12 protein-coding genes are annotated in these 12952 nt (G+C 71.2%); 2 read left to right on the plus strand and 10 right to left on the minus strand.

Annotation, left to right across the window (positions count from 1 at the left end):
- Positions 1-34 precede the first annotated feature (34 nt).
- The 4 genes from M4V62_RS17025 to M4V62_RS17040 all read right to left on the minus strand — a co-directional run bounded on the left by M4V62_RS17025 (position 35) and on the right by M4V62_RS17040 (position 4277).
- On the minus strand, positions 35-718 hold the full coding sequence (locus M4V62_RS17025) for an ABC transporter ATP-binding protein (RefSeq protein WP_249588118.1): 684 nt from the start codon (positions 716-718) through the stop codon (positions 35-37).
- Between the two features lie 60 nt (positions 719-778).
- Positions 779-2278 (minus strand): ABC transporter permease, encoded by a 1500-nt coding sequence (locus M4V62_RS17030; RefSeq protein WP_249588119.1) that lies wholly within the window; start codon positions 2276-2278, stop codon positions 779-781.
- 140 nt (positions 2279-2418) lie between these two features.
- Positions 2419-3678: a L,D-transpeptidase gene (locus M4V62_RS17035; protein WP_249588120.1), complete on the minus strand. Its 1260-nt coding sequence runs from the start codon at positions 3676-3678 to the stop codon at positions 2419-2421.
- 254 nt (positions 3679-3932) lie between these two features.
- On the minus strand, positions 3933-4277 hold the full coding sequence (locus M4V62_RS17040; RefSeq protein ID WP_249588121.1) for a hypothetical protein: 345 nt from the start codon (positions 4275-4277) through the stop codon (positions 3933-3935).
- A 110-nt stretch (positions 4278-4387) separates the two neighbouring features.
- On the opposite strand from M4V62_RS17040, the gene M4V62_RS17045 reads away from it, so the two are divergent.
- A complete protein-coding gene (locus tag M4V62_RS17045) occupies positions 4388-4735 on the plus strand; it encodes a hypothetical protein (protein ID WP_249588122.1) in 348 nt (115 codons plus the stop codon).
- Here M4V62_RS17045 and M4V62_RS17050 read toward each other — a convergent pair.
- Positions 4729-5250 carry a hypothetical protein gene (locus M4V62_RS17050; RefSeq protein ID WP_249588123.1) on the minus strand — a complete coding sequence of 174 codons (522 nt, stop codon included), beginning with the start codon at positions 5248-5250 and terminating at the stop codon, positions 4729-4731. The two genes, M4V62_RS17045 and M4V62_RS17050, sit on opposite strands and share 7 nt — an antisense overlap.
- Between M4V62_RS17050 and M4V62_RS17055 the strand changes: the two genes are divergently transcribed.
- Positions 5249-6037 (plus strand): PepSY domain-containing protein, encoded by a 789-nt coding sequence (locus M4V62_RS17055; RefSeq protein WP_249588124.1) that lies wholly within the window; start codon positions 5249-5251, stop codon positions 6035-6037. The genes M4V62_RS17050 and M4V62_RS17055 overlap by 2 nt on opposite strands.
- A gap of 76 nt (positions 6038-6113) precedes the next feature.
- On the opposite strand, the gene hutH is transcribed toward M4V62_RS17055, so the two are convergent.
- The 5 genes from hutH to M4V62_RS17080 all read right to left on the minus strand — a co-directional run bounded on the left by hutH (position 6114) and on the right by M4V62_RS17080 (position 12908).
- The gene (gene hutH / locus M4V62_RS17060) at positions 6114-7652 is read right to left on the minus strand and encodes a histidine ammonia-lyase (RefSeq protein ID WP_249592872.1); all 1539 of its coding nucleotides are present in this window, start codon (positions 7650-7652) and stop codon (positions 6114-6116) included.
- A gap of 99 nt (positions 7653-7751) precedes the next feature.
- Entirely contained in the window at positions 7752-8948 is a 1197-nt protein-coding gene (locus tag M4V62_RS17065) for a GGDEF domain-containing protein (protein ID WP_249588125.1), read from the minus strand.
- Between the two features lie 73 nt (positions 8949-9021).
- Positions 9022-9819, minus strand: a complete 798-nt coding sequence (locus M4V62_RS17070; protein WP_249588126.1) for an enoyl-CoA hydratase/isomerase family protein — start codon at positions 9817-9819, stop codon at positions 9022-9024.
- 122 nt (positions 9820-9941) lie between these two features.
- Entirely contained in the window at positions 9942-11114 is a 1173-nt protein-coding gene (locus M4V62_RS17075; protein ID WP_425575057.1) for an adenylate/guanylate cyclase domain-containing protein, read from the minus strand.
- Between the two features lie 858 nt (positions 11115-11972).
- Positions 11973-12908, minus strand: a complete 936-nt coding sequence (locus M4V62_RS17080) for a biotin--[acetyl-CoA-carboxylase] ligase (RefSeq protein WP_249588127.1) — start codon at positions 12906-12908, stop codon at positions 11973-11975.
- Positions 12909-12952: the final 44 nt, after the last annotated feature.

Below are 12952 nucleotides of genomic sequence, written 5' to 3' on the forward strand. Positions count from 1 at the left end.
GAAGTTCAATAGCGCGTCACAAGTGACGAGTTGGTCACTGATGGGCCCGCTCCGTGACCTTGATCTGTCCGCGCCGGATCGTCGCGAGGCGCGGCGCCTTCCGTGCGATCGCACTGTCGTGCGTGACCATCACGAACGTCAGGCCGTGCTCCTTCCAGAGCCCTTCGAGCAGCTCCATGATCTCGTCGCGCATGGACTCGTCGAGGTTGCCGGTCGGCTCGTCGGCGAGCAGCACCTTCGGCCGCTTGACCAGGGCGCGGGCGATGGCGACGCGCTGCTGCTGGCCTCCGGAGAGCTCGGCGGGCAGGTGGCTGCGGCGTTCGCCGAGGCCCACCGACTCCAGGGCGTCGGCGGCGCGTTCGCGGCGGTCGGCGGCGCGCAGGCCGAGGGGGACGAGCGCCGTCTCGACGTTCTCCTGGGCGCTGAGCGTGGGAATCAGGTTGAAGGACTGGAAGACGAAGCCGATGGACTCGGCGCGGACCTTGGTCAGCCGCGCCTCGGGCAGCGCGGCCAGATCGACGCCGTCGAGCTCGACGCTGCCGGACGTCGGCCGGTCGAGCCCGCCGAGCATCTGAAGGAGCGTGGACTTGCCGCCGCCCGTCGGGCCCTGGATGACGAGCCGGTCACCGTCGCCGATGGTCAGATCGACTCCGGCGAGGGCGTCGACGGTCTCCTTGCCCCTGCGGTACTGCTTGGTGACGCCTCTGAGCTGATACATGGTGTGACTCCTGCGATACGTGTGGGGGTTGGCGGCGTGCGCGGTGGTCGCTTGCGCCGCCTACTCGACGCGGCGCAGGGCGTCCGCGGGCCGCAGCCGCGAGGCACGCCAGCCGCCGAAGGCGCCCGCGATGAGACCACCGGCCACGGCGAGGCCGACGGCGAGCGCGATGGTGGTCGCGCTGACCGGCGCGGTCAGCGAGATGTCCAGGGCCTTGGAGGCCGACTCGCTCAGCGCGGCTCCGGGGCCCCCGCCCGTCGCGCCGCCGGGGCCGCCGCCCATGCCGCCGCCCGACTGCCCGCCGGCCGAGCCGAGTTGCGCCGTCAGGGTGGGGCTGATCGCCGTCACCACGTACGCCCCGCCGAGGCCGACGGCGATGCCGAGCACTCCGCCCACCAGGCCGTTGACGACCGCCTCGCCGACGACCTGCCGGGTGACACGGCCGCTCCTCCAGCCGAGCGCCTTCAGGGTGCCGAACTCCCGTACCCGACGGCTGACGGCCGACGACGTGAGGAGCCCCGCGACCAGGAACGCCGCGACGAGCACGGCGATCGACAGCCACTTGCCGACGCTGGACGCGAGGTCGGACGCGGTGGAGAGCGAACCGGAGACCGTGTCGGCGAGGTCGGCCGACGTGGTCACGGTCGTGCCGGAGACGTTCTTCTGGATGGCGCTCTTGACCGCGTCGATCTGCTGCGAGTCCGCGGCCTTGACGTACACGGTCGTGATCTTGTTCTTCGAGTCGGCGAGGGTCTGCGCGCGCTCGAGCGGGAGGTAGAGGTTGGCCGCCGCGTCCCCGCTGTCGGGCGTCGCGATGCCGACGACCTTGATCTTGGTGCCTGAGATCGTGACGGTGTCACCGACGGAGAGCTTCTTCTCCTTGGCGTACGAGGCATCGGCGACGGCCACCTTGGCGTCGGACTCCGACCCCGTGAACGTACGCCCCTTGCTGATCCTGGAGGAGGTCAGCGGGCCCAGGTCCAGCTTGCCGACGTCCGTGCCGTAGACGCTGTAGGAGTCGACGTCGAAGTCGGCGCCGCCTCCGCGCACCTGCCCCTCCTGCTGGTCGCCGCCGCCACCGCCGGGCGGCTGCCCCTTGCCCGTGGAGCCGCCGGGCGCCTGCTCGAACTCGCCCCGCTCGAACTGGCCGTTGACCTTCATCACCTGGAGGCTCAGCCCGCCGACGGCATCGGCGACGCCACTCTGGCCGCCCACCTCGGCGACGGTGGACGAGGAGAGCGTCTGGAAGCCCTGCACCATGACGCGGTCACTGCTCTGCTCCTCGCCGTCCTCGTCGTCGGAGTCCTTGGCGTCGAACTTGAAGCGGGGGCGCCCGGTCTGGCCGCTCCCCTCCTTGGGCGGGGTGGCCGCCTTGGTGACGGTCATGTCGGTGCCGAGCCCGTAGAGCGACTCGAGGACCTTGCCCTGCGCCTGCTTCATGCCGGACGACACGGAGCTGACGACGATGACCAGCGCGATGCCGAGCGCGAGTCCGGAGGCCACGACGAGGGCCGCTTTTCTGCGGCGGCGCAGCTCGCGCCTCAAGTAGGTGAAGAACATGTGCGTGAAGCTAAGTACGCACCGTGATGAACGGATAAGGGCGGCATAAGAGAAGGATGAGAAGCCCGAACGGCGGCGGCCCGCACCCCCGTTGAGGGGTGCGGGCCGCTGCCGCAGGAGTGAAGGAGGCTACGCAGGTCTCAGACCGCGGAACCGGCCTTCCACTGTGCCCAGTCCATGACCCAGCCGTTGAAGCCGTTGTCCGGCTGGACCGTCTTGTCGCCGGTGTTCCTGACGTCCACGACGTCACCGACCATCGAGTTGTCGTAGAACCAGGCGCCCGGGGTGCTCTTGTCGTTCGCGCCCTTGGCGTCTTCCAGGCCGACGCAGCCGTGGCTGGTGTTGGCGCCGCCGAAGATGGACTTGGCGCCCCAGTAGTTGCCGTGGATGAACGTGCCCGACTGGGACAGGCGCATGGCGTGCGGCACGTCCTTGATGTCGTACTCGCCCTTGCCGTCGCCGTCCGTGAAGCCGACCGTCGCGCCGTCCATGCGGGTCTCCTTGAACTTCTCGGAGATCACCATCTTGCCGTTGTACGTCTTGTTCTCCGGGGAGCCCGCGGAGATCGGGATGGTCTTGACGACCTTGTTGTCCCGCATGACCTTCATCGTCTTCGTCTTGGCGTCGACGATGGAGACCTGGTTACGGCCGATCTTGAACTGGACCGTCTTCTCCTGGACGCCGGTGACGCCGTCCGCGCCCTCGACGCCGTCCAGGGCCAGCTTCATCGTGACCGTGGAGTTGCCCTGCCAGTAGTCCTCGGGGCGGAAGTCGATGCGGTTGTTGCCGAACCAGTGGCCGACGACTTCCTGGCCGCTGCTGGACGACACCTTGATGGCGGACTGGACGTCCTTCTTGTTCGTGATCGCCTTGTCGAAGTTGATCGACACCGGCATGCCCACGCCGACCGTGGAGCCGTCCTCGGGCGTGAAGTTCCCGATGAAGCTGTTGCTCGGCGAGACCGTCGTGAACTTCGAGTTCTCGTGCGCCTTGCGGCCCTCGGAGTCCTTGGCGGTGGCACTGATCTTGTACGTGGTCGCCCGCTCCAGCTGGCCGCTGGGCTTCCAGCTCTTCTTGTCGGCAGCTATCTCGCCGGCCACGGCCGTACCCGCCTCGGTCGTCATCTTGACGTCCGTCAGCGAGCCGTTGCTCACCTTGACTGCGGCCGCGCTGTTGATGCTCGCGTTGTCGGAGCCGTCCTTGGGCGCGATCTTGATATCGGCGTCGGACGTCTTCTTGGCGGCTGCTTCGTCGACCTGGTTCTGCGACTCCTTGCCGCCGGCGCTGCTCTTGTCGCCGTCGTCGCTGCTACAGGCCGAGAGCACCAGGACGCCGCCGACCAGAGCGGATACGGCCGCAAGACCCTTGCGCCGTCCGCGCTGCCGCCTACTGTCCGTCATCACACGCTTCTCCATCGTTGCCGAAATCCCCAACACGCCAAGAACGCCGAGAGTCCCCGTAGTCCCGCATAACGTCCTGCCCGGTTCGTCCCGTTCCACTTCCGCCGAAGATGTGGGGAACACCACGTCATGCGATGCGCCGGTGACAGCCGTGCACCTCTGAGACGACGGAACCCCGGGCGGCGGTTGCCGTCCGGGGCTACGGGTTCCGTTTTTTCCGTCCGGCAGACGTACTACTTTCCGTCTACCGCCTGTTACCCCCGGCCACCGTCGCCGTCCTCGTCGTCGTCATCATCCTCGTCCGGGTCCCAGTCGGGCGAATCGGGGTCGTACTCGATCTGCTCACTGCTCCAGGAGGCCTGCGAGAGCTCGACCCCGGGCACCGCGCTGACCAGGTCGAACGGGTCCACCAGATAGGCGAGTGCCTCCGCGTCGTCCTCCTTGACGGCCGTCTCGGCATGGAGACGTTCCTCGGCGGGCATGTGCTCGTCCTCCGCGATCCGGCGCAGCGCGGAGGCGGCGAGATCGCCGGAGTCGTCGACCTCCACCACCAATTCGACGCGGAGTCGTACAAAACGTGATGTCTCAGATGTGCTCATGAGTCGGAGCGTACGACCCATGACCCCCGCGACTTTCCCGCGACCCGCGCCTTTCACTACCATCGCCCCACACGGCCAATTCGCCAGCGCCACAAGGGGGATCCGATTCCGTGTCCGCACGTCGATCGCTGTTTACCGCCACTGCCGCAGGAGCCCTCCTCGGCGCCCTGTGGTTCGTTCCCTCCGCCAATGCGACGGCGACGTTCAGATCCCCGGAGGCCCCTGACTCCTCCCGGGTCGTCCACACCGAACAGCGCCGCGCGACGCTGCCGTCGGACGACACCGCCGACGCCGCCGGCACCACCGACACCGCAGCCCCGGCCGATGCCCGCCTCGCGGACACGGGCGCCGGCGTCGACACGACGCCGTACCTGATCGGCGGGACGGCGTTCCTGGGGCTCGGGGCGGGGTTCGTGGCGTATTCCGTACGGCGTGAGCAGCGGGGGCCCGCTTACTGAGGGGTGCTCTTCTCGGCCTGTCCCCGGGGAGTCATCTCCGGCAAGGCGGCCGCCGGTGCGCCCAGCCTCGCCGCCCGTAGCGCGGGGAAGCCCGCGGCCACCAGAAGCGTCGCCTGGACCATCCAGAGGCTGCTGACCCTGCCGCTCAGTTCGCCGGGCGTGCCGTGCTGGAGCAGGGCCGAGCGGAGGGTCTCGGAGATCAGGTCGCCGAGCCCGGCAAGGGCGAGCAGGACCAGGGCGAGCGGCAGGTACGACGTCAGGCCGAAGCCCGTCAGGGAGAGACCCCACACGAGAACCGCCCCGACCAGCGCGTGCCCGCCCGCACGTGCCGTCCAGCCGCTGGTCGCGGCCCCGACGAGGGCACCGAGCGAGGAACTGGCGGCCGAATCCCCTGGCGCCCTCTTCGAGTTCGCGGTGGACGTCCTCCTTGAGGGGCTCGCGCGCCGGGCACTCGGGTGACCCTGGCCGCGCGGCACCACGGCCGGATACGGGGCGGCCGCTAGGCATGCGGACATGAGATTCGAGCCCCGGCTGAAGAACACCGAAACCCCCCGCGCCCGCCGCCTCCGTCTCGTCGGCGCCCTGTGCGCCGTCGCGGCATCGGCCGCCCTGGTGACAGGCTGCGGCGGGGACAGCGACAAGCCGTCCGCCGACGCGACATCGGAGGCGGCGAAGACCGTTCCGAAGGAGGCGCCGTCGAAGAGCCCCACGGGCAGCGCGTCCCTCACGCAGGACCAGCAGGAGCGCAAGGCGCTGCTCGCCGCCACCAAGGTCACCTACGACAAGGCCGCCGCCACGGCGGTGGACAAGGTCTCGGGCAGCAAGCTGACCGACCTCGACCTGGAGGGCCTTGACGACGACAACGACAGCGACGATGACGACGACGCGAGCGGGAGCCCCAGCCCGAGCCCCAGCCCGAGCCCCAGCCCGAGCCCGAGCGGCAGCGCGGCCGCCCCGCAGTGGGTCGCCGAGGTCGCCGAGAAGGACGGCACGGTGCACAACGTCCGCATCGACGCGGTCTCGGGCAAGGTGATCAGCTCCGCCCCCGAGAACGACCAGGACGCCGACGACAAGAAGGAGACGGCCGACTGGCTCTCCCGCGTCAAGCAGTCGCCGGAGCAGGCGGCCAAGGTGGCGACGGACAAGAAGAAGGGCACGGTCACGTCGATCGGCCTGGACGACAACGACAGCAACACGCTCGTCTGGTCCGTCGACGTCGTCACCGACGACTGGAACAAGACCGACTTCGAGATCGACGCGGTCAAGGGCGACATCACCCGCGAGGACGTCGACCGCGACTGACGGCCCGCCACTGCGTGAAGGGGGCGCCGTCACCAGGTGACGGCGCCCCCTTATGCGTACGTACGAGACGCCTGCGCTAGGCCAGCGGACCCGTCACCGGCTCCACCGCGTCGAGCAGCGCGCCGGAGCGCACGAACGCGTCGGCCGCCGCCAGGTCGGGCGCGAGGAAGCGGTCCGGGCCCGGGCCCTCGACGCCCGCCTTGCGGATCGCCTCGATGACCGCCTGGGTCGCCGGGGCCGGCGTGAGGCCCTCGCGGAGTTCGACCGCGCGCGTGGCCGCGTACAGCTCGATCGCGACGATGCGGGTGAGGTTGTCGACCGCCGTGCGGAGCTTGCGGGCCGCCGACCAGCCCATCGACACATGGTCCTCCTGCATCGCGGAGGACGGGATCGAGTCGGCCGACGACGGCACCGCGAGCCGCTTCATCTCGTGGACAAGGGCCGCCTGCGTGTACTGGGCGATCATGAGGCCCGAGTCCACGCCCGCGTCGTCCGCGAGGAACGGCGGCAGGCCGTGCGAGCGGTTCTTGTCGAGCAGGCGGTCCGTGCGGCGCTCGGTGATCGAGCCGAGGTCCGCGGCGGCGATCGCGAGGAAGTCCAGGACGTACGCGACGGGCGCCCCGTGGAAGTTGCCGTTCGACTCGACGCGGCCGTCGGGCAGCACCACCGGGTTGTCGACGGCGGCGGCGAGCTCACGCTCGGCGACCAGGCGCGCGTGCGCCATCGTGTCGCGCCCCGCGCCCGCCACCTGCGGCGCGCACCGCACGGAGTACGCGTCCTGCACGCGCGGCGCGTCGTCCTGGTGATGTCCTGTCAGGCCCGAACCGGCAAGGACCGCGAGCATGTTGGCGGCCGAAGCCCCCTGGCCCGGGTGCGGCCGGATGGCGTGCAGCTCGGGGGCGAGGACCTTGGCGGTGCCCAGGAGCGCTTCGAGGGTGAGGGCCGCGGTGATGTCGGCGGACTTGTAAAGGGCGTCGAGGTCGGCGAGGGCCATCACCAGCATGCCGAGCATGCCGTCGGTGCCGTTCAGGAGAGCCAGGCCCTCCTTCTCACGCAGCTCGACCGGCGTGATGCCGTGCGCGGCGAGCAGCTCGCCCGCCGGCTTCAGTTCGCCGTCCGGGCCCTCGGCGTCGCCCTCGCCCATGAGCGTCAGCGCGCAGTGGCTGAGCGGTGCGAGGTCGCCGGAGCAGCCGAGCGAGCCGTACTCGTGGACGACGGGCGTGATCCCCGCGTTGAGCACGTCGGCCATGGTCTGCGCGACCTCGGGGCGCACGCCCGTACGGCCGGAGCAGACCGTCTTCAGGCGCAGGAACATCAGCGCGCGCACGACCTCGCGCTCCACGCGCGGGCCCATCCCGGCCGCGTGCGAGCGGACGATGTTGCGCTGCAGCTGGGCGCGGAGGTCCGGGCCGATGTGCCGGGTGGCGAGGGCGCCGAAGCCGGTCGACACGCCGTAGACCGGCTCGGGCTTGGCCGCGAGGGCGTCGACGATCTCGCGGGATGCGGCGAGGGCGGTCACGGCTTCGGCCGAGAGGTCGATGCGGGCGTTGCCGCGCGCGACGGCGATGACGTCCGCTGCGGTTGTCCCGGACGTCCCCAGGACCACGGTGTGCATATCCATATTCAGCAGCGTACGGACTGAATCGCCAGGTGTCACGGGTGGATACGTACTGAGCCACTTACTCAGAGGTCGACGCCGCGCCCCGCAGCTTCCTCACCGAGCCCCCCGACCGCCTTCCCTGGGGGCCCGCGGCTCCGGCTCACGCCCGCGGAAGCGGCGCCTCTCCCCCGCAGGGCGCGACCCCTCCGAGTTCGCGAGACGCACCACCGGGTCGTCCGCACCCTCGCGCCCCGCGACGACCGGCTTCGGCGCGCGGGCCGCCTTCGCTCGGTACTGGGCGGCGTCCGCGAGGCGGAACAGGCGGCGGGCCGAGCGGACCTCGCCGATCGGGTCCTCCGTGGAGGCGACCCCGCACGCGACACCGTCCCCCAGCTCCAACTCGAAGGCGCGAAGGCACAGTTCATCGGCGACCCGCACCACCTCATCGGCCGCGGGCCCCACCGAGAGCAGGCAGAACTCGTCGCCGCCGAGCCGCGCGGACAGGGTCCCCGGCAGCATCGCCCCGCACAGGGAGAGCACCGAACCGAAGCGTTCGAGGAGGCGGTCGCCGACCGCGTGGCCCTGGGTGTCGTTGACCCACTTGAGCCCGTTCACGTCACACACGACGAGGCTCACCACGGTCCCGTCAGCGCGGTGGCGCTCCACCGCCTCCTCAAGCCGCAGATCGACCGCGCGCCGGTTGGCGAGCCCCGTCAGCGAGTCGGTGAAGGCGAGCCGGCGGGCCTCCTCCAGCCGTTCGGTCTGCGCGATGCCCGCCGCGACGACCGAGGCGAGCACGGTGGCGAAGTCCGCGTCCTCGCGGCCGAAGACCGGCGCCCCCACCGGGCGCGCCACATACAGCTCACCCCACGCCCGCCCGTGCAGCACGATCGGCGCGACCACGCAGCAGCCGCGCCCGCGCCTGCGCAGGGCGGCCACGCGCTGATGGCAGTAGCCAGGGGCGGGGGCCTTCGACGTATCCATCGGTCCCCGCGCCGTCTCGACCCAGGCGTGCGGCTCGCCGCCGCCCGCCCAGCGCTCGTGCAGGAACTCGGTGATCTCCGGGAACTCGTTCACCGGATACGCCTCGCGCTCCGGGAACTCTTCCTCCCCCTCGGCCCGTTCGCCCACGTTCACGAGCACCCTCAGCCGCCCGAGATCGCGCTCCCAGACGGACAGGGCCGCGAAATTCCCCGCCAGCGCACGGCACGCGCCGCGGGCAGCGGCCCGCCAGGACTCACGCGGAGTGTGCGCGGCGGCCATCCCCTGCGCCAGCACGACCACGGCCCGCAGCCGGAGATCCTCTCCCATCTCCCTAGGCTAGGAGATTTACGACATTTTGGGCGATCGGAACATTACGCAGAGTGGGGGCCGCGTGGATCATTCACTCCCCGGGCCAGTCCGGCTTCCGCTTCTCGTTGAACGCCGCGACGCCCTCCGCCCGGTCCCCGGAGAAGGCCACCGAGCGCCAGGCCGCGTCCTCGACCTCAAGACCGGCGCGCAGGTCGAGCCCGTGCCCCAGCCGCAGGGCGCGCTTGGCGGCGCGCAGCCCGACGGGCGAGTTGGCGGCGATCCGCGCGGCGAGCGCGAGCGCTTCCGTACGGTCATCGCCCTCGCCCACGAGGTGATCGACGAGCCCCAACTCCCGCGCCTCGGCGGCCTCCACACGCCGCGCGGTGAAGATCAACTCGGCGGCCCCGGCCGCGCCCACGCGGCGCGGCAGCAGCTGCGTACCGCCGCCGCCCGGGATCACGCCGACCGACACCTCGGGGAGTCCGACCACGGCGGTCGGGTCGGCGACGATGAGATCGCAGGCGAGCGCGAGCTCGAACCCGCCGCCGAGCGCGAAGCCGTGCAGGGCCGCGACGGTCGGCATGGGCAGTTCGAGTACGCCGGTGTAGGCGGCCCGTGCGGTGGGCCGCTGGCGCACCAACTCGGCGTCGGAGAAGGAGTTGCGCTCCTTCAGGTCGGCGCCGACGCAGAAGGCCCGCTCATGGGTGGAGGTGACGACCACGACGCGGGCGTCACGGTCCTGCGCGAGGGCGGCGCAGGCGGAGCCGATGGAGCGGGCCATGTCCGTGGACACGGCGTTCATGGCCTTGGGCCGGTCAAGGACGAGCTCGGCGACATAGCCGTGCCGCCTGACGCCGACGAATTCCCCGAAGCGCTGCTCGTCGCCCATTGCTTCCTCCGCATCTGGTTAACGCCCGTTACCGGGCCACCCTGCGGATCATGCCACCGCTACGGGGCGATCGGGTGGGCAGGCGGGAAAATTCCGCCGCGAACCAGCTCTCGAGCGGGGCCTCAGCCGCGCCGGGCCAGCAGCCAGGGCTCGACGACGCCGAGGCCTCGCACGGGCCGCTGCCACATCGGCTGCAGGGCAAAGCGGTAGGAGGGCGGCTCCGAGCCCTCCTTCTCCGCGGCCTCGGCGGCCTCCGCCGCTTCCGTCTCGGAGGCGGGCGCGTCCCCTGTCCGCGTCAGCTCCTCGGCGAGCGCTCCGTCCACGAGCACCGCGTCCCGAGGCGCTATCGAGGTGAGGCGGCTGGCGAGATTCACCGTCGTGCCGAACACATCGCCCATCCGCGTCGTGACCGTGCCGAAGGCGATGCCTACGCGCAGCTCGGGCATCGTCTCGTCGTTCGCCATGGTCTCGATGAGCCGCAGGGCGATCTCCGCGGCCACGCCCGCGTTGTCGGCGGCGTACAGGACTTCGTCGCCCAGCGTCTTGATGAGCCGTCCGCCGTGTGCGGCGACAAGGTCCGCGGCGGTGGTCTCGAAGGCCTCGACGAGCTCGCCGAGTTCTTCCTCCTCCATGCGCCGGGTGAGCCGGGTGAAGCCGACGAGGTCGGCGAACCCGACGGCGAGCCGCCGGTCGACCATCTCCTCGTCGTCGGCGGCCTGCACGACGCGCCCGGTGGCCGCGGCAAGCTGCCGCCGCCACACGTAGACGAGGAATTCCTCCAGCTCAGGCAGCAGAAGCTCTATCAACGGATAGGTCACTTCGGTCCGCGTCATGCCGGGCTCGGGCGGCTCCGTCAGACCCTCCAGGAAGGAGTCGATCTGCCATTCGGCCAGGCGGGCGGTGGTCTGCCCGGTCGACCGGGCCACCTGCACCGCCATCGCCTCGCTGAGCAGGCCCGCCTCGACGAGTCCTGCGAGGCGGCGCAGGGCGAGCACGTCCGCCTCGGTCAGGGCCTTGGCCTGGCCGACGTCGGGGAAGCCCATGGCCCGCCAGAAGCGGGAGGCGAGCTCCATGGATACGCCGGCGCTGCGGGCCGCCTGGAACGGGGTGTACCGGCGGTCCGCGCCGAGGATCAGCCCCTCAAGACGCAGGGCAAGGGGATCCTTCTCCGGGTCCCCCGGCTTCTCGTCCCCGGAGTCCATCGAGTCGAACGTATGGGTGACGGACCCAGCGGTACGTCCGGGCTCGCCGTCGGGGGATGCACCCGTGCCGGAGCCCGTGTCGTCGACGGTCACGCCTGCTGCCCTTCCGATCTGCCGCGGTCAGGTATCGACCGGCGCCAACTTTACGGCAGGTGTGCCGCAGCTCACGCCTTTCCTGGCGGGGCGCCTCGGACAGTGGGTCCCCGCAGCTGCGCTGACGAACACACTTTCCCCACCCACTCGCCCGTCTGCCCCGCATCCTCACCTGAACGAACAAGCTTTCCCACCCACCCACCCGATTGCCCCGCGGTGCCAGGAAATGGGGCAACGGGCGGTCTGCCGGAGGGCGGGAGGCGAGTGAGTACAGAAGCAGGGGGGCGGGGCAGCCCAAGCCCGAGGGCACGATGCACCAAGACCTCCGACCCCACGCCCCCGCAGCCGGCAGCGAGACACGAGGGGACGGGCCGGTATGTCCGCCCGGAGCACGGTTCGCGGCACTCCCCCGCCGAAGCAACCCGGCGGCCACCGGACGATAGCGAGGACGGACATACCGGCGCGGCCCCGCACCGAAGGCGAAGTGGCGCCGCAGCACGGGTGCACCTGCAGCCGGAAGCGCTCGCGAGGGGACGGGCCGGTATGTCCGCCCGGAGCACGGTTCGCGGCACTCCCCCGCCGAAGCAACCCGGCGGCCACCGGACGATAGCGAGGACGGACATACCGGCGCGGCCCCGCACCGAAGGCGAAGTGGCGCCGCAGCACGGGTGCACCTGCAGCCGGAAGCGCTCGCGAGGGGACGGGCCGGTATGTCCGCCCGGAGCACGGCTCCCCGCACTCCACCCCCGAAGCAACAACACGGCCACCGGACGATAGCGAGGACGGACATACCGGCACGGCCCCGCACCCCGAGACGGAGCAGACCCGCACGGCTCCGGAGCCCCCGGCCAAGCCCCCCTACGCACCCCGCAAATGCACAACATCCCCCGCCCCCACAGGCTCCTGAACCCCCTCCCCCGTAGCCAGCACCAGCCGCCCGTCGCCGTCCACAGCCACCGCCTCCCCCGTGATCGACCGATCACCCGGCAGCTCCGCCCTGACCTTGCGGCCGAGCGTCGCGCAGCCCGCCGCGTACGTCTCCTGGAGGCGGGACGCCACCGGATCGCCCTCCGCCGCGCGCCAGTCCCCGTACCACTGCTCCAACGAACGCAGCACCGCCCGCAACACCGTGTCCCGGTCAGTGCTCACCGCCCCGGCCAGCGCCAGCGACCCCGCCCCGGGCACCGGCAGCTCATCCGCCCGCAGGGTCACGTTGATCCCGATGCCGATCACCACGCCTCCCCCTCCCGCAGCGGCAGCCGCGGAGCCCGCCCGCTCCGCCAGGATTCCGCCCGCCTTCCGCTCCTCTCCGCCCACCGTCACCAGCAGGTCGTTCGGCCACTTCAGTGCCGTGTCCACCCCCGCCGACCGCGAAAGCCCCGTGGCGACGGCGACGCCGGTGAGCAGCGGCAGCCACCCCCACCGCTCGACCGGCACGGCCGGACCCGGCTTCAGGAGCACGGAGAAGAAGAGCCCCGAGCGAGCGGGAGCCGACCAGCGGCGGTCCAGGCGCCCGCGCCCCGAGCTCTGCTCCTCGGCGACAAGGACCGCACCCTCGGGCAGCTCGTCCGCCCGCGCGGCCAGATCCGTGTTGGTCGACCCCGTCGCGGGCACCACGTCCAGAGAGGTCCACAGACCCCCGTCCCGCACCAGCGCCCGCCGCAACGACGCGACGTTCAGCGGCGGCCTGTCGAGATCGGACCAACGGTTGCCCCCAGGGACATCGGAAGGGGGGCCCGAAGGGAGGTCCGAAGGGAGGTCGGACGAGTCGTCTGAAGCATCTTGCGGCGTCATGCAAGCCACCTTAGGTGTGGTAAACGCCGCACTGCCGATCCGTA

Source organism: Streptomyces durmitorensis, from assembly GCF_023498005.1.
Taxonomy (GTDB): domain Bacteria; phylum Actinomycetota; class Actinomycetes; order Streptomycetales; family Streptomycetaceae; genus Streptomyces; species Streptomyces durmitorensis.

Bases quoted from the DNA above. Each gene is read 5' to 3' on its own strand.
- M4V62_RS17025 (WP_249588118.1), bottom strand. From the start codon at position 718: ATGTATCAGCTCAGAGGCGTCACCAAGCAGTACCGCAGGGGCAAGGAG.
- M4V62_RS17030 (WP_249588119.1), bottom strand. From the start codon at position 2,278: ATGTTCTTCACCTACTTGAGGCGCGAGCTGCGCCGCCGCAGAAAAGCG.
- M4V62_RS17035 (WP_249588120.1), bottom strand. From the start codon at position 3,678: ATGACGGACAGTAGGCGGCAGCGCGGACGGCGCAAGGGTCTTGCGGCC.
- M4V62_RS17040 (WP_249588121.1), bottom strand. From the start codon at position 4,277: ATGAGCACATCTGAGACATCACGTTTTGTACGACTCCGCGTCGAATTG.
- M4V62_RS17055 (WP_249588124.1), top strand. From the start codon at position 5,249: ATGAGATTCGAGCCCCGGCTGAAGAACACCGAAACCCCCCGCGCCCGC.
- M4V62_RS17050 (WP_249588123.1), bottom strand. From the start codon at position 5,250: ATGTCCGCATGCCTAGCGGCCGCCCCGTATCCGGCCGTGGTGCCGCGC.
- hutH (WP_249592872.1), bottom strand. From the start codon at position 7,652: ATGCACACCGTGGTCCTGGGGACGTCCGGGACAACCGCAGCGGACGTC.
- M4V62_RS17065 (WP_249588125.1), bottom strand. From the start codon at position 8,948: ATGGGAGAGGATCTCCGGCTGCGGGCCGTGGTCGTGCTGGCGCAGGGG.
- M4V62_RS17070 (WP_249588126.1), bottom strand. From the start codon at position 9,819: ATGGGCGACGAGCAGCGCTTCGGGGAATTCGTCGGCGTCAGGCGGCAC.
- M4V62_RS17080 (WP_249588127.1), bottom strand. From the start codon at position 12,908: ATGACGCCGCAAGATGCTTCAGACGACTCGTCCGACCTCCCTTCGGAC.